16 protein-coding genes are annotated in these 20,242 nt (G+C 47.9%); 1 reads left to right on the top strand and 15 read right to left on the bottom strand.

What is annotated here, in order from left to right:
- Positions 1–6: 6 nt before the first annotated feature.
- The 6 genes from RIF36_RS24205 to pyrF all read right to left on the bottom strand — a co-directional run bounded on the left by RIF36_RS24205 (position 7) and on the right by pyrF (position 6,058).
- A complete protein-coding gene (locus RIF36_RS24205) occupies positions 7–864 on the bottom strand; it encodes a nucleoside phosphorylase (protein ID WP_151998805.1) in 858 nt (285 codons plus the stop codon).
- Positions 864–1,850 (bottom strand): oxygen-dependent tRNA uridine(34) hydroxylase TrhO, encoded by a 987-nt coding sequence (gene trhO, locus RIF36_RS24200; protein WP_350119960.1) that lies wholly within the window; start codon positions 1,848–1,850, stop codon positions 864–866. Before trhO ends, RIF36_RS24205 begins: the two co-directional genes overlap by 1 nt.
- A gap of 77 nt (positions 1,851–1,927) precedes the next feature.
- Entirely contained in the window at positions 1,928–2,563 is a 636-nt protein-coding gene (locus RIF36_RS24195) for a NeuD/PglB/VioB family sugar acetyltransferase (protein ID WP_350072257.1), read from the bottom strand.
- 60 nt (positions 2,564–2,623) lie between these two features.
- The gene (locus RIF36_RS24190; protein WP_350119963.1) at positions 2,624–3,778 is read right to left on the bottom strand and encodes a hypothetical protein; all 1,155 of its coding nucleotides are present in this window, start codon (positions 3,776–3,778) and stop codon (positions 2,624–2,626) included.
- 100 nt (positions 3,779–3,878) lie between these two features.
- A complete protein-coding gene (locus tag RIF36_RS24185; protein ID WP_350119965.1) occupies positions 3,879–5,186 on the bottom strand; it encodes a DUF2851 family protein in 1,308 nt (435 codons plus the stop codon).
- Positions 5,187–5,242: 56 nt separating this feature from the next.
- The gene (pyrF, locus tag RIF36_RS24180; protein ID WP_350119968.1) at positions 5,243–6,058 is read right to left on the bottom strand and encodes an orotidine-5'-phosphate decarboxylase; all 816 of its coding nucleotides are present in this window, start codon (positions 6,056–6,058) and stop codon (positions 5,243–5,245) included.
- Between the two features lie 171 nt (positions 6,059–6,229).
- Between pyrF and alr the strand changes: the two genes are divergently transcribed.
- On the top strand, positions 6,230–7,381 hold the full coding sequence (alr, locus tag RIF36_RS24175) for an alanine racemase (RefSeq protein WP_350119971.1): 1,152 nt from the start codon (positions 6,230–6,232) through the stop codon (positions 7,379–7,381).
- A gap of 16 nt (positions 7,382–7,397) precedes the next feature.
- Here the strand turns inward: alr and RIF36_RS24170 are convergent, their stop codons facing one another.
- From RIF36_RS24170 to RIF36_RS24130, 9 genes are all read right to left on the bottom strand, one after another.
- On the bottom strand, positions 7,398–9,182 hold the full coding sequence (locus RIF36_RS24170; protein ID WP_350119974.1) for a hypothetical protein: 1,785 nt from the start codon (positions 9,180–9,182) through the stop codon (positions 7,398–7,400).
- Positions 9,175–11,418, bottom strand: a complete 2,244-nt coding sequence (locus tag RIF36_RS24165) for a hypothetical protein (protein ID WP_350119977.1) — start codon at positions 11,416–11,418, stop codon at positions 9,175–9,177. The genes RIF36_RS24170 and RIF36_RS24165 overlap by 8 nt, the downstream gene beginning before the upstream one ends.
- The gene (locus RIF36_RS24160) at positions 11,400–12,611 is read right to left on the bottom strand and encodes a BatA domain-containing protein (RefSeq protein ID WP_350119980.1); all 1,212 of its coding nucleotides are present in this window, start codon (positions 12,609–12,611) and stop codon (positions 11,400–11,402) included. Before RIF36_RS24160 ends, RIF36_RS24165 begins: the two co-directional genes overlap by 19 nt.
- Complete coding sequence (locus tag RIF36_RS24155) at positions 12,608–13,504, bottom strand: DUF58 domain-containing protein (protein ID WP_350119983.1); 897 nt, start codon at positions 13,502–13,504, stop codon at positions 12,608–12,610. Before RIF36_RS24155 ends, RIF36_RS24160 begins: the two co-directional genes overlap by 4 nt.
- Before the next feature lie 104 nt (positions 13,505–13,608).
- On the bottom strand, positions 13,609–14,616 hold the full coding sequence (locus tag RIF36_RS24150) for an AAA family ATPase (RefSeq protein WP_350119986.1): 1,008 nt from the start codon (positions 14,614–14,616) through the stop codon (positions 13,609–13,611).
- A 34-nt stretch (positions 14,617–14,650) separates the two neighbouring features.
- Positions 14,651–15,280 carry a DUF4159 domain-containing protein gene (locus RIF36_RS24145; protein ID WP_350094881.1) on the bottom strand — a complete coding sequence of 210 codons (630 nt, stop codon included), beginning with the start codon at positions 15,278–15,280 and terminating at the stop codon, positions 14,651–14,653.
- A gap of 66 nt (positions 15,281–15,346) precedes the next feature.
- A complete protein-coding gene (locus RIF36_RS24140) occupies positions 15,347–16,663 on the bottom strand; it encodes a TldD/PmbA family protein (protein WP_350119989.1) in 1,317 nt (438 codons plus the stop codon).
- A 31-nt stretch (positions 16,664–16,694) separates the two neighbouring features.
- Positions 16,695–18,335, bottom strand: a complete 1,641-nt coding sequence (locus tag RIF36_RS24135) for a TldD/PmbA family protein (protein ID WP_350119991.1) — start codon at positions 18,333–18,335, stop codon at positions 16,695–16,697.
- Between the two features lie 62 nt (positions 18,336–18,397).
- Entirely contained in the window at positions 18,398–20,038 is a 1,641-nt protein-coding gene (locus tag RIF36_RS24130) for a TldD/PmbA family protein (protein ID WP_350119994.1), read from the bottom strand.
- Positions 20,039–20,242: the final 204 nt, after the last annotated feature.

Below are 20,242 nucleotides of genomic sequence, written 5' to 3'. Positions count from 1 at the left end.
CTGGGGCTAGATTCTGGAAAGCACTTTTTTAATCAGACCGTCAACAACCTTCAGGGGGTTCTTTGAAAAGGTACCTTTTGCTCTGTTCACAACAATCGCATTAAGGCTGATCATGTTATGTCCCATCATGCGAGACAATCCATAGTAGCCGGCGGTTTCCATTTCAAAATTGGTGATCCAAAAATCGCCCTCGTGAAAGTACATCAGCTGATCCACCAAATTAGGATGCTTGATGGGCAGGCGAAGTGCTCTCCCTTGCGGCGCATAAAACCCGGGTGCGGTGACCGTATTTCCCTTGACCATGTCAAAGGCGTATTTTTCGATCAATTTTTCGGATCCGCTGATGATATACGGCATGAACTCCAAAGAGATGGCCTCTTTCAGCTTGGCCGCTATCTTTGTTTCCCTGGCCGACTGATGGTAAGGATAAAAAAAGCCTAGTGTATCAAAGCCGATGGCGTTCTCTGAGACAACATAACTTCCCAATTTGATATCCTCCTGCATGGCACCAGAAGTGCCTATACGAATAATATTAAGACTCTTGAGTTTCTTCTTTGGCTCCCGTTTGGCCAGGTCAATGTTGACCAGCGCATCGAGTTCGGTCAATAGTATCTCAACGTTGTCGGTGCCAATGCCAGAGCTGATAACTGTCACTCTCTTTTTGTTGAGATAGCCAGTGTGAGTAATGAACTCCCGCTTGTTCATCTCAAACTCTATTGAGTCGAAATATTGACTTACCTGATGCACCCGGCCCGGGTCTCCTACTGCTATGATGGTATCAGCAATGTGCTCAGGCCTGAGGCTGAGATGGTAAACACTACCATCGGAATTGAGGATAAGCTCTGACTCAGGAATTTTTGCCATCAGCGCTCGTCGGTTGCACCTTGCGGTTCTTCTTTCTTCCTGTACAGTCCTCTGTAAGGATTATAACCATTCATCTCCTTCTGGTAGTAGCCGGTGCCATCATACGGTCTTTTATCGGAATGAGATTTGCATTCTTCGGAACAAGCGCCTTCCATTTCCCATCCACATTTCTCACAGATTGGGACATGGCGATTGCATTCAGCATTGGCACAGTTCACCATGCGGTCGCTATGTGTGCCACATACGTAGCAGGTTGACACTACCTTCGGATTAACCTTATTCACCTCTACCGCCACCCGGTTGTCAAACACATAGCACTTGCCTTCGAAGTCCTCACCCTGCGTAGCCTCTTCCATGCCGTATTTGATAATGCCCCCATGAAGCTGGTAGACGTTTTCAAAGCCCTGCTCCAACAAAAAGGCGCTGGCTTTTTCACACTTAATACCACCAGTACAATAGGTCACTATCTTTTTATCTTTTAAAGCCTTCAGCTCCTCCACCTTTTCAGGGAAGTCACGAAAGTTTTCGATATCGAGCGTAACAGCATTTTTGAACTTGCCTAAAGAGTGCTCATAGTTAGACCTGACATCTAAAATAACCACATCATCTGTCTTGTTCTTCAGAATTTCCCTGAACTCGGCGGGCTCCACATAAGTGCCTGTGCGCTGATTGGGATCGATATGACTCAGGCTGGAATGAACAATCTCAGGCTTAACACGCACTTGCAGCTTTGCAAACGCATTGGCATCGTTGTGATCCACCTTGAAGTCGGTATGGGCGAACCTGGGGTCGGCCTTCAGATCGTCCATATAGCGCTGGCAATCTTCTCTGCCCCCACTAATGGTTCCGTTGATGCCTTCGTGGGCGATGATGATTCTTCCCTTCAGGTTGTTTTCGATACAGTAAAGGTGATGCTGCTCTCTGAACGCCTCCGGATCCTCGATCCTGGCATAGCAGTAATAAAGAAGTATGCTGTAATTTTTCATTTTTATAACTCTGCCTTGCTTCAACAAGGTGTTACTTTTCTGCTATTGGCACTTGGCCTTTAGCTGTTAGATTTAACTTATTTAACGGCTTGCGCCGGGTTTCCAAATACTGTTTCTCCGTCTTTCACGCTGGCAATAACAACTGAACCTGCCCCAATCCTGGCTTTTTTACCAATTTTCACGCCTGCCACAATTGTTACTCCGCTTCCGATAAATGCTTCATCTGCTATCTCCACATTGGAATTGATAATGCTACCAATGCCTATCTGCACATAGTCGCCCAGTTTGGACATGGACCCAACCACAGCATTTGAGTGAATCACACAATGCTGTCCTATGGTTGCTCCGCCTTCCACAATAGCGCCTGAGTTGATCATATTGCCATGCCCAAGGGATACCGACACGCCCAACACGGCTCTTTTGTGCACGGCATTCACTGGCTGCACTTGCCTCCTTTCGTTGAGCATTTTCACCATCGACTTGCGGTAAGCATTGTCATCGCTGGCAACAAAGGCGTCGCATTTCTTTCCAATCAACTTTAGAAAACCATCATCATCAGGCCTGCCCAGGATAGAGATACTATTAAGTTCTGTGCCGTGGCGGGAGGCATCCTCCTCCAGGAATCCATATATCGTTACTCCATTGCTTTCGAAAATTTCCATGGCATGGTGCCCCATAGGGCCAGTTCCGAATATGATAACCGGGTTGATCATTCTTGTCTATTAGTTGCTATGAGTTTTGAGAGTGCAAAGGTAGGGCTATTGGCCTTATCATCAAACACCTATATCGCTCCTGAAGATTTTCAATTTACTGATTTTTGACAGCCAGGGATGTTTGAAGGAAACAAGAAAGACAAGCATGGGGTAAAAGGCCAATCGATACCTTGACAGAGAGCCATAGTTAGGCGTTGAGAGCGTGATCATAGCGGCAGTGAACACAACGTAACCGAGTAGTGGCAACCAAACGAGCATCGGAAATCTCGCCTTTGTCGGCGTATTGGTAAAAAAGAGCGTCAGTAGTAACATCGGCTCAAGCAGAATAAGGATTTCCGAAGTGGAATTGACCTCCCAGGGAAATGGGCCAAGCATCCCTGCCATAGCTGCCAGTACAAGCTGCAGCACGATCTGAGGCCACTCCCATAGCGTTTCAAGACCTGACACAACGTGCTCTGGCGTGGACTGGGCCACAATCGCCGCATGGTTGTCAGTGAATGCCTTTACTATATACCCAGGATTGAAACTCGTGTCAGTATAGCTAAATGCAACAACAAAACACATAATCAAGATAACGCCCGCAATACCCGCCGCCCAATGCCATGCGAGTCTTTGCATGTACTTTTGAAGAACCTTAAAAAGCACAGCACCAAACAAGAATGGAAGCAGGCTCAGCAAAACGAAAATACGCAGCTTTGTCAACACCAAAGAAGCGAGAATAAGTAACGCTACGTGTAAAAACCAATTGGAACGGCTTCCACTAGCAATGGGAATGGCAGCACCTAAAAATACACTGACTCCAGCCAGCATCAGCGTTTCCTTTGAAAGCCCGCTCCCCCAAATGGCTATACTTGGCCAAAGGAAGAAGATAAGAATGGCTGACCACCGAATATCGATATCGATTGACTGCATTCTTTTGATCAGGTAAATGACCGACAAGAAGCTGATGAAGCTAAAAAGTATGCCGATGAACCAAATACTGCTTCCCAGCATCATGTATAATACTGTGATAACCTTCACAAAGAAAAAGGTTCGGTTTTGGGGAGTTGCCCTGGCTGCCGGATCGGCATCCTGCGCAAGGAAATCCCAAACCGCATAGCCCGAACGAATATCCTCCAGGTATTGGGTAGCCGTCTCATCGTAGTAAAAGAGGTCACCTTCATGCCGGATTTCCAGGTAGTAAACCATTGCTATCATGCCGACTGCTACCTTCATTAACATAAGCATAAACGTGGCCCTGGTTCCGAAAACTGGCATAGAAAATTGCCAGCAAGCCAAGCCAAATATCAGAAGAATGAAAACGCCAGCGAGCATGCTAGTGGCTTTGCCTGATTAGGTGAGTACCTATTTGGCAGGAAAGGCATCTTCTGGGCTGGCAGTAGTGCTGGTAAAGTTCGATAAAGGCTTGAGACTCGTAGGCCGTGGGTTTTTCGACAGGCATGAAAGAGAGCTTTCTGGTAATCGTGTTTTCCTCGAATTGAAGCTGATTCAGCAGCAGCAATGCCTTTTCCTCAAGCCCAGCGCTTCCCTGCTCCTTCCCATAGGCAAACAACAAAGGCACCACACAGTTAATAAGCAAAATGTCGATACTTTTGCTTCCCACAAAAGCGCTTTGTCCGCTTGATTTCGCTTTTTCCGCCCCAGGTTTTTCCTTTGCAAACTGAAAATGTGTCAACCAATAATCAGACACCTTTGATTTAAAAACGCCTCTTAGTCCGGCAAGTTCTGACTCAACAAACACTGCAAAAAGCCGGGGCGACTGATGGATGATAGCTGCCAGCTGGGCCATCCTGATCGTAGGGAAGTTGGCTGGCCGCATGCGCATAAACTTCCAGGGTATAGGAGGCAGCGTGGTGGCTATGAGCTGAAATTTGTGGTTGATGTAATCGAACCGTTCTCTGAGGGCCTTCGAGTAAAAGTCACTTGAGTCGTCATCAAGCAGCCCGGCAAGGCCCAGCAGGTAGGCCTCCAGGTCTTTCTTATCGAAAGCCAGCTTCTTCATCACCTTGTACGAAACCCGCTTGCTTAGCTGCTGAAAACCTTCTTCGTTCTTCTTGAAGCCAAAATACCGGATGAGGAAATGAACCGCTGTGGCATCCCAATCGCCACCGTACTTTTTCAGGAGTATCTCAACATCCTTTGTCTTTCTCTGCAGGCGCTCCACGAGCACCCGATCAATCATCGACTGCCTTTTTAAAGCGTCAATGTTTTTGATTTGTGTTTGGCAGGGCACATCCACTCGCTGCTGAATCAGGCCCTGATACTTCGAGAGTAGTTGCAGCGACACCCTATCCTTGAGCTCCAGCTGCGGCACGTACGTACCATCGGTTCTCAGTATCTCACGATCAGCCTCCCAAACCACATGGAGAACGACACTGTCATACGCTTTATCAAACTGGTGTTTGTGGTTGTGCCAGTCGCTGCTCTTGAGATGTATCTCCACCTGCCCATTCCACTCCATTTCCCCAATTCGCAGGCGAGCCTCCCTGAAGTCTGGTCCGGCATCGGAGTTGAGAAAACCCTGCTTACTAATCAGGATGGCCTGTCCGTCGGTAGTCCGCAGCTCAGCGCTATCGAAGTATTGAAATTGCCAGATAAAGTGGAGAAACTCTTCAGGGAACATTTGATCATTGAAAAAGTGAACAGATTAGGCTGTCTAAAGCATCACAGTCTTCCAATTTATAAATACTTCTCCAACATTTCATCCATTTGCTGCTGAAGATCGATGGCGGCCAACTTGGCTTTTTCGGCGAAATCGACGCCGTTACCTGCGTAGATAATGCCCCTTGCCGAATTCACCAGCAGTCCGCATTGGCTGTTCATGCCATACTTACAGGTGGCTTCCAGGTCGCCCCCCTGCGTACCAATGCCCGGCACCAGCAGAAAATGCTCCGGAGCAAGGGCTCTCACTTCTTTGAACATTTCGCCTCTGGTAGCGCCCACTACATACATCATGTTGTCGGCACTCCCCCACAGCTGGCTGGTGGCAATTACCTTTTCAAAAAGCTTTTGACCATCTGCCATTGGCTCATTCTGGAAGTCAGCAAAGCCTTCGTTGCTGGTGAGCCCCAGCAGAATCACCCATTTGCTATCGAACTGCAGAAAGGGCTTTACCGAGTCTCTTCCCATGTAAGGTGCCACAGTAATGCTATCAAAGCTCATGGCCTCAAAGAATGCCCTGGCATACAAAGCAGATGTGTTGCCAATGTCGCCTCTTTTGGCATCGGCTATCGTGAAAATATCGTTCGGAATATAGTCCAGCGTTTTTTGCAGCGACTCCCACCCCTTTGGCCCCATGGCTTCGTAAAAGGCGATATTGGGCTTGTAAGCAACGGTCACATCGGCCGTGGCATCAATAATTTGCTTATTGAATTCAAAGATTGGATCCTGTGCTTTGTGAAGGTGCGAGGGAACCTTGGTGATATCTGTGTCGAGGCCAACACATAAAAAAGAACGCTTCTTCTTTATATTGGCAAATAGTTCTTGACGGGTCATGCGGCAAAGATAAACATATGCTGCATTTGACATGGCAGGAATCTGCTTTGAATATAAAACCCCATTAGTCCGGTTTTTACTTGCCTTACGCATTGTCAGGCGGCATATTGCAGACATTATTCATTTATCCAAAGGCTGGCTATTTTTTTAGCTGGCCAAATCAAAAAAGGCATGTTCCCAAATTCCAGCTCTTCCATTGAGCTTAGCCGGTCGGCGCTAGAAAACAACCTTGATTTTCTCAGAAAATTAGTCGGCCCTGATGTGACAATTTCTTCGGTGCTTAAAGGCAACGCCTATGGACATGGCATCAAACACATGGTGCCTGAGCTTGAAAGGTTGGGTATTCGCCATTTTTCTGTGTTCGGTTCGTTCGAAGCACTGGACGTGGCCAGTTTTAGCACCGAGTCGTCCACCATTTTGATCATGGGTGATATCCTGGATGACCACATGCCGTGGATGATTGAAAATGATGTAGAATGCTTTGTGTTCAATAAAATCAGGTTGAATGCGCTATGCAAGCAAGCCAGGCTGATGAAGAAAAAAGCCCGCATTCACCTTGAGTTGGAAACGGGCATGAACCGTACAGGGATCAACCCGAAAGAGTGGAAAGAAATGGCAGCACTGCTGGAAGACTACAGCGACTGCATTGAAGTGATAGGCATGTGTACTCACTTTGCAGGGGCCGAAAGTGTGTCTAACTACAAACGAATCCTCAATCAAAAGGAGGTGTTCAGTAATGGAGTGGCCTATTTCAAAGGAAAAGGAATACACCCGGCCGTACTCCACACGTCGTGCAGTGCGGGGGCCATTATGTATCCTGAAAATAACCTCAACATGGTGAGAATTGGGATATTACAATATGGGCTTTGGCCAAGCCAGGAAACGCAGGTGAGCTACATGAGGGAGCACAAACTTACCGAGGATCCTTTGAGCAGGGTTATTTCGTGGAGAAGCCATGTAATGGACATCAAAACCGTGAAGATGGGGGAATTCATCGGCTATGGCACCTCCTTTCTTGCAGAATATGACATGAGGGTGGCAAGTGTGCCAGTCGGCTATAGCTATGGCTTCAGCAGGGGCCTTAGCAACCACGGGAGGGTGCTGATCAACGGGCACCGGCTCAGTGTGGTGGGCGTGGTGAATATGAACATGTTTTTGGTGGAGATCACTCACGCTGAGGTGAATATTGGCGACAAAGTAACGCTAATAGGCAAAGATGGCGACCTGTCGATATCCGTTTCCCACTTCAGCAATTTGAGCGAGCTTCTAAACTACGAGCTACTGACGAGGTTGGATAAGGATATTCCAAGGGTGGTGGTGTGAGTACGTCCTCACGAAATCAAACCTTCGGAGCCAGCCATAATCCCCCAAAACCAACCAGCAGTAGTAGGTAGAAAATAACTGCAGAGATCGGCTTTTTAATTGACTGTAGTTGGAGTGTAGCAATTCCTGAATCCATGCTGGCGTGTAATGCTGTATTGGCTATTTGCTTGGAAACGGCTACCGATTGCCAGTCTGACTGTTCATGCACGAAAAAATGCTTTGATTGCCCGGCCGCTTCCACAAAAAGTGAATCCCAACCTGCCCCATCCGGCCAAATGGTGCCGCTCCAAACATTGTCCAGCTGCCAGTTCTCTATCAGTGGCACGGTTTCACCTTTGTACCTCACCACCGGCGGCTCTTCCAGGGAACTTATAACCGTAAATCGAATGGGTTCATCTATAAAATGTGGTTCTTTAGTCTCTATCAGAATCTGGCAACACACAGATACCCTCCTGGCCAGCGACTCAATCACTTCTGTCCACAGAGCCGCATAAGTGAGCTCCTGCCCTTTCAAAACCAACCTATAAGTGTCTTGCCACAGAGCGGTCCCAATTTTCCCCAAACCCTGATAAGCATAAGCGGCCAGCACGCTGCCACTTGTCTCTTCCCAAACCGGGATTACTTCCGGCGACCTGTCAATCGCAAGCCCTACACCACTCAAACTAACTTGCCTGCCTAAGTCAACAGCAACCGACAAAGTATCCGCATCATACCGTGTCAACTGAAAGGGCATCCAACGCCTGGTCTTCCGGCTGGCAGACACCTCGTTGACTGTAATAAAGACACCCAAACCCTGATCAACGGCTGCGTTCAGGGCATTTGCCTCCTCTCTGCTCAATGCATCCAACGACGCTTCGTCAATCCATAGCAAATCGGCATTATCTAAAAGAGCTGTTGTCAATCTCCTGAACGGCACCTCGCCTTGATTAGCAAACTCGTAGCGAAATTTGTCCTTCGATAACTGATACCTCAGCGCCAGGGAATGTCCTTGTTCCACCAACAAGTTTTTTAAATACCTCGATTCAAAAGTTGGGAATTGGCTAATGAAGACCATTTTCAACTTTCTTTCTTCGGCTACCTGCACCGGAACTTTGTAAGTGGCTGTTGAGGAGCCTGCACTATCCAGCAACTCCAGTTCGTAGATAAACTTACTACCTAGTTTAGGTACAAAGCCAAAGGAAAATTCCTCAGTATCTGCTAAAAGCATCAGAGAGTCCATCCTTCCTTCAGGGCCACTCCACCTGATTATGCCTCCTGATGCTACGTGGTTCACATTTCCGTCTACGACACTTCTCCTGTTTGCACTCACCTTCTCGGGCACATTGATTGCCTGAATGCCCTCGGGAGACGATGACGGAAAATAGGCAAATCGAAAGGAAGCTGCTTCTTCAAAGACATAGTCAGGCAGTCCGTTCCCCAGCACATAGCGAATTCTTTCTTTGATTCCCGCCAGCTCATTAAATGATTTGAGTTCAGCAGCTGCTTTAAAGTCAGCTACGCCCGGTGCCTTGTACACACTCAACCCGGGATTCGATTGAAGCAGGCTATCTGCTTCCTCCGCATTGTGTCCTTGGGTAAGCAGCATAATATCGGACTGGGGGCTCTCACTCAAATAGTGAGGCCTCAACAGTATACCGGTCAGACCAATAAAGGCCACCAATAGCGCAGAGAGTCTAAGCAACTTCCTGCCCATTTTCCTCCGCCACTCTGCCACAGCAATAATGGTAAAGAGCAAAATCAAGCCCCACAAGGTCAAATGTATATTTAGCAAAGGCTCAAATGATATCATCCAGCTATTCATTGGCCTCCATTCTTTTTAAGAACTGCTGATCAATGGCGCTGGCAGCAGTTGGGTGTAACGCAGGTGAGGCAGGCTGTTCAGGTACTATTTCCCAAAACGACTTCCTAATTTTCATCAGCGCTATTCGATTTTGCACAACTTCACCATCAATCAAAGCTTTTAGCAAACTCATGCTTTCGAGGTATCGCCCGGGAAACTCAATCGCCTGTTGTGCCAATTCATTGCCTGCCAACTGAAGCACGTCCTTTTGGTCGTCAGTTGGCGTCAATGCTGGCTGTTGCAGGTATTTCTCTAGCAGAACAAGGGCCCTTCTGGAATTAGGAAACGACTTATTGGGCTCTAACGCATACCTCCTCCTGGCAGGATTGATTTCTGCCAGATCGCCAGTAAGCCGCTTTTCTTCTTTGATTGGCGGTGGATCGAATCCCGTGCGGTGTACGTAAATGCGGGAGTCGTTACTGATTTCTTTCAACAACTTTAGAATCTTGTACTGATAAGGCAGTGACTCCTCCGGATTGTTCATCCGCAAATGCAGTTCAGCGTCCCACATCATCGACAAGGCCGCTCTCAGCTTCGTTTTGACCGATTGGATATAGAAAGTAGCTTCCTCCTCGCTGTCGTGCATATGAGCGAATGCCTCCAAAGGGTTCTCCTCTTCTTCTCCTGCATGCTCATGATCCTTTTGCGGCACCAGATTATGCTCATTTTCGGTGTCATGCGCATGCCCAAACTGCTTCATCGCCTCATCAGTATTGGTAGGAGCAGCCGTTTCTTCAGGTTCCTGCGTCTCAGTTTCGGTGATGCCCGACTCAAACTCTTCGCCAAGGAACTGACCATACCTGAGTCTCAGCACTTTCTGATCATGCCCTAAACCATTGCTGGTGTTATCAAAAACTTCCTTTTCAATTTTACCCCTTTCAGCAACAAGCTTTTCAGAGTCGATAATAATTTGGCGCTGGCTACGGAAGTACTCGGGCATGAGATCGACACCCAAACCGCCGTCGTTGGACACAATGTATGAAGCAGTATCTTTTAGCTGGAGAAAATAGGTTTCTGTTCTTTCGACCTGCTGTTTTGGCAATTTGTTGTCCCACGCTTCCACATAGAAATAAAGCTCGTCGCCAGGTTCCAGTCCCATTTTTTTCAGGTCGATCACTCTTTCTGCTAACAATTTTCTGCCTGAGATTGTCTGCGGCTTGTCGAACAGCAACTTCTCCTCTCTGAACTTAACCGACTCCCCGCTTCCCTTGGCTACTGTGGCTATCAGGTAGGCGTCCTTCAATCCATAATCATCTGATAAATCTGTCTTTACACTTATCTTTTGAACGTCGCTCCACTCGAATTGCTGAAACTGAGGCAAGTCTCTTATAGCAAGCTGCGGAGGCAAGTCTGTCACCACCTCAAGTTTGTAAAAATCAGAAGCTTTCCAATCGCCGTCTTGCTGCCAGGCGACCTGATAAAATCCGGTGTTGAAAACTTTAGCCGAACCAGTAAGCCTCGACTGTTCTTGCTTTAACACTAAAGTGTCGGAGCCAGAGAAGATGATCAGCGCTTGCTGTGGCGCTGACGAAAAGCCCAATTCCCAACTGACAACACCACCTTCAACTGCTTTAATATTGGGATCGGTAAATGAAAGGGTTCTCAAACCTGTATAAGCTGGAGCGTTTATTGTGCCCGCAATGCTTTCGAGCACAACTGGCTGGAAAACACTTTCAACAGATGCTGTAGTAGGGGAATTTTCCGCAGCACTTTGACCAGAACCAACGCCAATCGGAACTCCAGGGAAGAAAATGAGAAGTAAAATTCCTGCTAATAAAACCAAACTCGCCACCCATAACTGGTGAGGGAATCGCAGCTTGCTCAACTCCATAATCTTCACCAAAGCCCTCTCTCGCTGTAGCTGCTGTAGGCCAGACAAAGGTTGATCAGTTGTCAAAAGGTCGGCGCTCCAACCGAGGTTGGGGTATTGGCGATTGATGAAGGATGCTAGTCGAGCGGCAGTAAGCTGGTGCAAACCTAGTTTATAGACTCGCTGGAGAAGTACCACCAAACCAACAGTTCCGGCGAGCACCAACGCATCAGTTTTATCCAAACCGGCGACCTCAGCTACCACCATCAAAATCAGTCCAACGCCAACAGCGAGGCACAGTACCTCTAGCATCCGAAGCATCAGGTATCTCCGCTGCAACGCTATGAGTTGATGGTTTTGTGTCTGCTTCATTGGCCTCTCCTCCATGCTACAAGGCGTTCAATGACAAGCGTCAAAACCAGGAGTGCCACCAGCCACTGATTAATGTCGGCATAGTTTGCAGTGTTGCTATCGACGTCAACCTCCTCTGGCACTACCTTGCTCCAACGCCAATCCTCCGGCATTGTTCGGTGGTCGCTCTCAGCCATCGCTGGCAGGTCGGCGTCGAAAAACTTCGACAGTTCAATGATTAATTGGTTTTCCAGCACCACATTTTTATTGAGCCGACGGGTAATTTGCCATTGCATTGGCGATAGTTGTACTAAAAGATCGTCGGAAGTCGTTTCCTCAAGAAAAATAAGCTCGTTGTCCAGGTTGGGCACAGGTATTGACGCCAGCCAAAAAACTACGGCTTCTTCGTCGGCTCTAAAAGAGGTAGCGCTTGCCGATTGAATATCAATCCTGAAACCAGGCAATTCGTTCAAAACCATCAATGCAGTTTCCAGGACTTTTGCGTCGTAAGCATGTGCTTCGTCTGATACGATAGCTACCTTTTTTGCTTGAACCTCAGTAGAGACAGCGCTTTTTACAGCTGCCTTAATCGAGGTGAATTTCGTAAACTTATCATCCGTTTGCTCCGAAACTTCCCAAACGGTATCACTTTCAATAATGGTGATCGCAGGCAGCTTTTCAAGCCCTACGGGTATATCAAACCAGGCAATATGCTCTGGCTTTGGCGGCCTTTTTCCACGAAAGCCGGACATGTAAGCCTTTGTAAAAACAACAGCTTCGCTAATATTTGCTTCTCCAAGCTGCTCGGCAAGAAACCAATGGCTCAAAGTTTGCTTTTCTGACATCGTGTCTTTGGGCAGAGGGAACCCTTGTTCCAGGTACCTTAGCTCATAGTCACTGCTCGTCAAGCTGTCTATTATCCTGCTGATCTCACTGTGTTGCTCTGCTCCCCTATCCACCACTACCCATTTTGGAAGGCTCGCCGAAGACTGCAAGAGCAATCCCGCAAGCAAAGCCACCACTGTGAGTAGAAGCAGACTTCTCAATGCCAGCAGCAAAAGCTCATTGAGCTTTACGCTTTTGAATTGCCTGGTGGTGGAGTCAGTCAGGTGTCGAATGCTACCCACTTTTATCACCTTGCCTTCTTTCCTGCTCAGCAAATGAATAGCGAGTGGCACAGCAAGCCCAAGCAATCCCCAAAGCCATATAGGATTCGTCAGCTGCATCATCTTATCATTGATTTACGAGCCTTCAGGAAAGTCCGAAGCACCTCAGGTGCCGGATCATCAAGGTAGGTCGGTTGGTAGATCACCTGCTTTTGCAGCATCCAGTCCCTGGTAGCATCTACCCACTCGCCCATCTTCTTGCGATAGACGCTTTGCTGAGCAGGCGAGTCTACTTTTAGCCGTTCGCCTGTTTCCAGGTCTTCGAAAGTAAGCTGGGTACTATAGTTCAATTCCAATTCTTCCCTTCCTATCAAATGGAAGACTATGACTTCATTGCGGGGAGTTTTCAGCTTTCGAATGAAATCCTGTAGGTCTCCCTCGTTGTCATACATATCGGTGAAAAACAGGATCATCTCTTTGCCCTGGTGGCTGTAGATGTGCTCGAGTCCATTGCCGGTCTTCCAGGTGCTTTCAGCCTTTATCTTGATTAGCTCATTCAAAAACCTGATGTACTGCTGCTGATCAAAGCGTGGTTGCACGGCGGTAATATGTTGGTCATTGACAGCGTACAAACCGAACGTATCGCTCTGCTTTCTCGCCAGAAAAGCCAACGCTGCAATCAACACTTTGGCCATCTGCATTTTACTGACGCCGCCCTCCGCATGCTCCATAGACCGGCTGGCGTCCAGCATAAACTTGACGGTAATGTTGGTTTCGATTTCCGACTGCTTAATGTAGTAGCGCTCCGACCTGGCAAACATCTTCCAGTCGAGCTGACGAAGGTCGTCGCCGGGCTCGTAGCTTCTGTACTGGCTAAACTCTTGTCCAGCCCCAACAGACTGACTAGGGTTGCCTCCGCTCATGTAGCCTTCCACAATCACACGGGCTACCAGCTCCAGTCCGTTGACGGTGGAGAGGATCTCTGGTGTAAGTAGTTGGCGAATCTGTGGGTTCACTGTTGGTAGTGTGTATGTTCCGTCCCTACGGGACTTTGATAACTCATTCCAGCAATTACCAATGTGACGCCCCGATGGGGCTATTGGTCACTGAAGTATTGCTGCTAGACTCCGCTTGGAAGCTTAATCTTGTCCAAAAGTTCGGCGGTTACTCTGTCGGAAGTCACACCGTCGGCCTCTGCTTTGAAGTTCATGAGGATTCTGTGACGAAGGACAGGAAATGCGACGCTTTTGATGTCCTCCATGGTCACGGCAAAACGGCCTTTGAGCAAAGCCCTTGCCTTCGCTGTCAAAATCATCGCCTGCCCTGCTCTTGGCCCAGCTCCCCAGCGCACCCATTCGTTCACAAAACTCACCTCGCTTTCGCCCGCCCTGGTAGCTCGCACCACCCTGCTCACAAAGCCAATAAGGTCTCTGCTGATATGCACTTCCCTCACCAGCTTTTGTGCTTCCAGAATTTCCTCTCCTTTGATAACGCTCTTCACCGCTTCTTTCTTCTTGCCAGTAGTGCTTTCCAAAATATTAAGCTCTTCGTCCGCTGTGGGGTAGCCTATTCGGATGTACAAAAGAAAGCGGTCAAGCTGTGCTTCGGGAAGGGGGAAAGTACCCGCCTGTTCAATCGGGTTTTGGGTGGCCAAAATAAAGAAGGGTCTCTCCAGCGGATAGGTTGTTCCGGCATAGGTCACCTCAAACTCCTGCATGGCTTCAAGCAATGCCGACTGCGTTTTGGGCGACGTTCGGTTGATTTCATCTGCCAGAATGATATTGGCGAAAATAGGCCCTTTATTGAACTTGAATATCCTTTTACCTGTGGTATGGTCTTCTTCCAATATTTCCGTACCAATGATATCTGTCGGCATCAAATCTGGAGTGAATTGAATCCGCTTGAACTTGAGGTCAATCGCTTCTGAAAGCGTTCGGATCATCAACGTCTTTGCTAAGCCAGGCACGCCCTCAAGCAAACCATGACCACCTGCCAGAAAGGTGATCAGCAATTGGTCAATTGTTTCGCCCTGCCCCACAATCACCTTCCCAATCTCCTTCTTCAGCTCACCCAGGCTGGTCACCAGCTTTTCAGCCCTTTTCTCTATCTCTTTTAATTCTGCATTCATGCTATCAATGTCTCAAACCCGGCCAGCTAAATGGTCAGGCCATCATGGCGTACATCACTATATTAATACTAAACCTGGTGTTGTCGATCTTATAAAACCGTTTGTTGCGGAAATCATAATCCCACTCACAACCGTAATCTTTGTTGCTGTAAAGCACTCCTATTCTTCCGTCTATTTCTATGGCCTTCAAATAATCATGTACAATATCGTCGCCCCAACCGTTCAACTCCTGCGAGGTGGTAGGCGGGCCATCGAATTCGAAAAAAGAAGAATAAATAGGGTGGTTGTTGGGTATTTTCTTCAGCTTACCTGGCCCGAATAGCTTTTCCATCTGCGTTTCAAATGACTTGGCAAACAGACCATCGATATCATGGTTGCAGTCGTCCACAAAAACGAAGCCTCCGTTGTCAACATACTTTTTGAAGTTCTCCCGTTCGGTAGTTGTAAACTCAACCAGTTTGTGTCCGCTCAGGTAACAAAAAGGGCTGTTGAAAATTTCGTCAGAGCTCAGAGAAACAATATTCTCTCTGGTATTCACCGGCAGAGTGGTATACTCCACCAGAGAATTGAGCAAATTGGATGGCATGCGCTGATCTACATCCCAATCGCCTGATTCATACTGAAGCCGTGTAAAGAAAAACTCCTCAAAGCGCTTTCTGCTCATACCAGTTTACAACTAAACGTCTTCCCGACAACGCTAAGGTACCGGGAAGACGTTCCCTTGAGAGTTTTAAACAGCGTCAGATAAACTGGAGAAGGTAAAGTCCCTGATCTTCATGTAAGGAATCAAATTACCATCAGTCCGCACCTGCTTACCCAGCGTTTCCAGATTATTGAGCATGATCACGGGGCTCTCATTGAAACGGAAGTTTTTTACAGGATAGGCAATTTTGCCATTTTCAATGTAGAAAGTACCGTCACGGGTAAGACCTGTATAAAGCAGCGTTTGAGGATCAACCGTTCTGATATACCAGAAACGGGTCACCAAAATGCCTTTCTTAGTGTCCTTGATCATGTCTTCCAAACTGGCCGTGCCACCTTCCATGATCGCATTGCCTGGGAATGGTACTGGTGCCACGCCTTGTTTCTCGGCCCAGTACCTGTCGTAGAACATGTTGCTTACCACACCATTCTTAAGAATGTCCATTTTCTTTCTGGCCTGGCCGTCCTGTGTCCAGGGAGAAGCAGGCACTTCGGTATTGAACGGATCAGTATAGATGTTCACTCTTTCGTCTACTATCTTTTCACCCAGCTTAGTTCCTCCGCCTTTTTTAGCGAGAAAGCTTCTTCCTTCGTCGGCCTGGCGTGCCCCCATGCTGAAAAGCATGTTTTGCAGAAGATCGGAAGCCGCAGGGGGCTCAAGAATCACCGTGTATTTCCCTGGCTCAATGGCTTTGGCAGTGCTTGACTTTACGGCTTTCTCAATGGCAATTTTGGAGGCCTCAGCCGTATCAAGTTTGCTTACATCGTTGTAGTCTCTCGTGGCCCAGCCTGAGCCAAGCCCGTCGTTGGTTCGCATTGTCACTGTAAAGTTGACGTTTGTCGACCTGTTGTAGGCAAAAAGGCCTTTTGTGTTCATCATGGAAGCGAAACCGTAGCTGTCCTCCAAAAAGCCTGCAGCCGTAACATCCTTCGCCGCCGCCGGATTGATACTGTTGGCGGCTGCCTGCGCCCGGTATTCCGGAGTTATCTTAGCTGTTGCTTCGGCGTAGGTTTTTGATTCACCATAGGTCTGTTGCTCAAGAGGCCCCATAAATTCCGGGTTTTCTGGTGCTAGCTGTGCCAGTTCTTCCGATCTTCTCACCACTTTTTCGAGTGAGGCTTCGTCAAACTCATTCACTGTAGCTGTGCCTGACTTCTTGCCGAAATTCGACTGCACCACAAGCGTTACATCACTGTTTTCCCCAGCGGTAGAAACAGTGTTCCTTGCATAGCGGATATTGCCCCCATTGGAGCCGTTGAGGTTAGCCTCGCAAGCATCGGCCTTCGAGAATTTCATTACCTTCTCCAGGATCGCCCTTGCTTCGTCTTTTGAAAATATTGCCATTTTGAATTCTGATTTCGAGTTAGTTAATAGGTTAAATGCTTCTCGCAGTATTGATCACGTTGATACCGTTGAACCTTGTCGTTGCACTTCCGTGCGACACTGCGCTTGACTGCCCCGGCTGGCCTTTTCCGTCAAAGAAAGAGCCGTTCAACCGGTAATCTCTGCTGTCGCAAACCTGCACACAGGAATTCCAGAACTCCTGGGTATTCGACTGGTAAGCCACATCTTTCAGCATACCGGCTATCTTTCCGTTCTTAATTTCGAAGAATAGCTGCCCTCCAAACTGGAAGTTGTAGCGCTGCTGATCAATGGAGAATGAACCGTCTTTTACAATGTAAACGCCTTTGTCAATGCCTCCAATAAGCTGTTCGGGAGTGAGTTGCTCTTTACCAGCCTTCAACGACACATTGGCCATGCGCTGAAACTGAACGCTGCTCCAGCTGTCAGCATAGCAGCAGCCATGCGACTCAGTTTCTCCAATGATTTTGGCCTGGTCTCTGATGGCCTGGTAGTTCACCAGCGTACCGTCTTTCACCAGGTCCCACTCTTTTGTCTTCACACCTTCATCGTCCCAGCCGACAGCACCCAGCGAACCTACCTGCGTCTTATCTGCCACAAAGTTGACCTCCTTGCTGCCATAGTTAAATTTCTTGGTTTCCCATTTATCCAAAGTAGCAAAGCTGGTGCCTGCGTAGTTGGCTTCGTAGCCCAGCACCCTATCCAGTTCCAGCGGGTGACCTACCGACTCATGAATAGTTAGCCACAGATGCGAAGGTTCCAGTGCCAAATCATATTTGCCTGGCTCCACCGATTTGGCAGAAAGGATTTCCTTCACTTGCTGCGCTGCCATTGTAGCATCTTCCACCATGTCGTACGACTTATCGTAAAGCGTGACGCCAGCGGGACCAACAATCTTATCTTCAGCACGGCCGTCGAGGTATTCGTAACCCATGCCCACCGGGGCACTGAACGAACCACGCTGCTTGAACTGTCCTGAATCTTTGTCAATAGCAGTCACAGTAAAGAAAGGCCAGGTTCTGTGCACATCCTGATCGATGTATGATCCTTCGGATGAAGCAAAATACTTTTGCTCATTTACCAGAAACAGAATGTTATTAATATAGCTGGCTCCGTTCTCCATCGCCCTTGCGTTCGCATTGAGCAAAAGGTCAGCCTTGTCCTTTATGGTTACCTCAAATCCGTTCTTCTTGATCGGTGTTTTATAACTCACCTCTCCGTAGCCTTTCACGGGCACCAATTCTACCGGCGACGTCTGGAATTTGGAGTTCGCTTTGGCAATAGCCACTGCCTGTCTTGCTGCTTTCGCAATTCCCTCCTCGGTCACATCGTTAGTCGAAGCAAAACCCCAGGTACCGTTGGCGATTACACGAATACCCGTGCCAAACGACTCGGTGTTCACCATGTTCTGCACTTTGTCTTCACGGGTGATCACAAACTGATTAAGGTAACGACCAATACGAACATCGGTATAACTCGCACCGGCAGAACGGGACGCATTGAGTGCCACGTCGGCCAGTCTTTTCTTCTGGATTACATCCAGCGCAGGCTCCAGCAGTCGGCTGGGGTCTACCGATTTGGCGAAAGCGGAAACAGGCAGCATCATTGCCCCAGCTCCCAAACCCGCCAGTTGAACAAAATCTCTTCTCCTCATGGGTTAATTAAGTTAGTCCTTGTTTTATTTTAGTTTGAGTTCCTTCTTTCTTCAAGGGGCTATTAAATAGACCTTCCAGTATTAATCACATTCACTCCATCAAACCTTGTTGTGGAGCTTCCGTGCGACACGGCACTTACCTGCGAAGGCTGACCTTTGCCATCGAAGAAAGAGCCGAACATCCGATAATCATTTTCATCACATATTTTCACACAGCTATTCCAGAATTCCTGGGTATTGCTTTGGTATGCTACGTCATTAAGCATACCCACTATTTCACCGTTTTTGATTTCATAAAAGACAGTGCCACCAAACTGGAAGTTGTAGCGCTGCTGATCGATAGAATAAGAGCCTCTACCCGCAATGTAAATGCCTTTTTCTACGTCTTTAATCATGTCAGCCGAGGAGTACTTCTCCTTGCCTGAGGCCAGCGACACATTGGGCATACGCTGGAACTGCACATCCTGCCAGGTTTGGGCATAGCAGCAGCCATGCGACTCATTTTGACCAAGAATATGCACCTGATCACGAATGGCCTCATAGTTCACCAAAATACCGTCTTTGATCAAATCCCAACGCTTGGTCTTCACGCCTTCATCGTCGTAACCCACCGCACCCAGCGAACCAGGCTGTAGCTTGTCAGCAAAAATATTCACCTCCTTGCTGCCGTAGTTGAAGTCACCTGACTTCCATTTATCCAATGTGGCGAAGCTTGTGCCGGCATAATTGGCCTCATAACCGAGCACCCTGTCCAACTCCAGCGGATGCCCAACAGATTCGTGAATTGTCAAACCAAGGTGGTTCGGTTCCAGTACCATGGTGTATTTACCAGGGTCCACCGACTTGGCGTCAAGCATCTCTTTCGCCTGAAGCGCCGCAGTTTTGGCATCCTCTACGATATCGTAACTGTTTTTGTACAATTTCATTCCTCCCGGGCCTTGCAGCTTGTCCGATTCTTTGGGAAGCATGTACTCCCATCCCATTCCCATGGGGGCACTCATGGCAGAGCGGGATTTGAATTTTCCCTCGGCACGGTTCACGGCATTCACATTGAACGTAGGCCATATCCTGTGCACGTCCTGATCGATGTACGACCCCTCTGTAGAAGCAAAATACTTCTGCTCATTCACCATGAACAGGTTAGAGTTGACGAAGCTGGCACCAGCGTCCATGGCGGCGGCATTGGCGGCCAGGAGCAAATCAACTTTCTCGGATACAGGCACTTCAAAAGCACTCTTTTCTATTGGGCTTTTCCAGCTTACTTCTCCGTATGATTGAACAGGAGCAAGCTTTACAGGGTCAGTCTGAAATTTTGAATTGGCTTTGGCTATGGACACCGCTTGCATGGTGGCTTTTTGGATACCCGCCGGATTGACCTCGTTGGTCGACGCAAAACCCCAGGTGCCATTGGCGATAACTCTAATGCCTACACCAAACGACTCAGTGTTGACTATATTTTGCACCCTCGTTTCTCTGGTAAACACATATTGGTTAAGATATCTGCCTATTCTCACGTCGGCGTAAGTAGCACCGTTCGCCTTTGCAGCATTCAACGCTACATCTGCAAGCTGCTTCTTCTGGGCCACATCCAGTGGCGACTCTAAAAAGCGCTGTACTGGCACCGCATTCCCTATCATTGGAATAGACAAAGCAGCCCCTGCCATTCCTAAACCTGCTATCTGTACAAAGTCTCTGCGTCTCAAAGTATTATCGCTTTTGTAGTAATAAGAATTCTTTCTTGCATCCCTTCAAACAAAAGGAGCTGATCGTTAAATAAGTTGTAAAATACACAGCTTCAATTACACAACGATAGTAAAAAATGGTCAGCGGTTAGAAATGGGTTTGGAGGAGCGGAATCATCGAGCTGTTGTATTGTAAATCGATGGAGTGTGGCAATCATTAAAAAT

Origin of the sequence: Imperialibacter sp. (assembly GCF_040222815.1) — a bacterium.
Lineage (GTDB): Bacteria > Bacteroidota > Bacteroidia > Cytophagales > Cyclobacteriaceae > Imperialibacter.
This window is presented reverse-complemented; position numbering and strand designations above follow the sequence as displayed.

Excerpts from the sequence above, each read along its gene's own strand:
- RIF36_RS24150 (WP_350119986.1), bottom strand. The coding sequence starts at position 14,616 with ATGAATGCAGAATTAAAAGAGATAGAGAAAAGGGCTGAAAAGCTGGTG.
- RIF36_RS24205 (WP_151998805.1), bottom strand. The coding sequence starts at position 864 with ATGGCAAAAATTCCTGAGTCAGAGCTTATCCTCAATTCCGATGGTAGT.
- RIF36_RS24170 (WP_350119974.1), bottom strand. The coding sequence starts at position 9,182 with ATGAATAGCTGGATGATATCATTTGAGCCTTTGCTAAATATACATTTG.
- RIF36_RS24165 (WP_350119977.1), bottom strand. The coding sequence starts at position 11,418 with ATGGAGGAGAGGCCAATGAAGCAGACACAAAACCATCAACTCATAGCG.
- RIF36_RS24160 (WP_350119980.1), bottom strand. The coding sequence starts at position 12,611 with ATGATGCAGCTGACGAATCCTATATGGCTTTGGGGATTGCTTGGGCTT.
- RIF36_RS24145 (WP_350094881.1), bottom strand. The coding sequence starts at position 15,280 with ATGAGCAGAAAGCGCTTTGAGGAGTTTTTCTTTACACGGCTTCAGTAT.
- RIF36_RS24135 (WP_350119991.1), bottom strand. The coding sequence starts at position 18,335 with ATGAGGAGAAGAGATTTTGTTCAACTGGCGGGTTTGGGAGCTGGGGCA.
- trhO (WP_350119960.1), bottom strand. The coding sequence starts at position 1,850 with ATGAAAAATTACAGCATACTTCTTTATTACTGCTATGCCAGGATCGAG.
- RIF36_RS24185 (WP_350119965.1), bottom strand. The coding sequence starts at position 5,186 with ATGTTCCCTGAAGAGTTTCTCCACTTTATCTGGCAATTTCAATACTTC.
- RIF36_RS24190 (WP_350119963.1), bottom strand. The coding sequence starts at position 3,778 with ATGAAGGTAGCAGTCGGCATGATAGCAATGGTTTACTACCTGGAAATC.
- RIF36_RS24195 (WP_350072257.1), bottom strand. The coding sequence starts at position 2,563 with ATGATCAACCCGGTTATCATATTCGGAACTGGCCCTATGGGGCACCAT.
- pyrF (WP_350119968.1), bottom strand. The coding sequence starts at position 6,058 with ATGACCCGTCAAGAACTATTTGCCAATATAAAGAAGAAGCGTTCTTTT.
- RIF36_RS24140 (WP_350119989.1), bottom strand. The coding sequence starts at position 16,663 with ATGGCAATATTTTCAAAAGACGAAGCAAGGGCGATCCTGGAGAAGGTA.
- alr (WP_350119971.1), top strand. The coding sequence starts at position 6,230 with ATGTTCCCAAATTCCAGCTCTTCCATTGAGCTTAGCCGGTCGGCGCTA.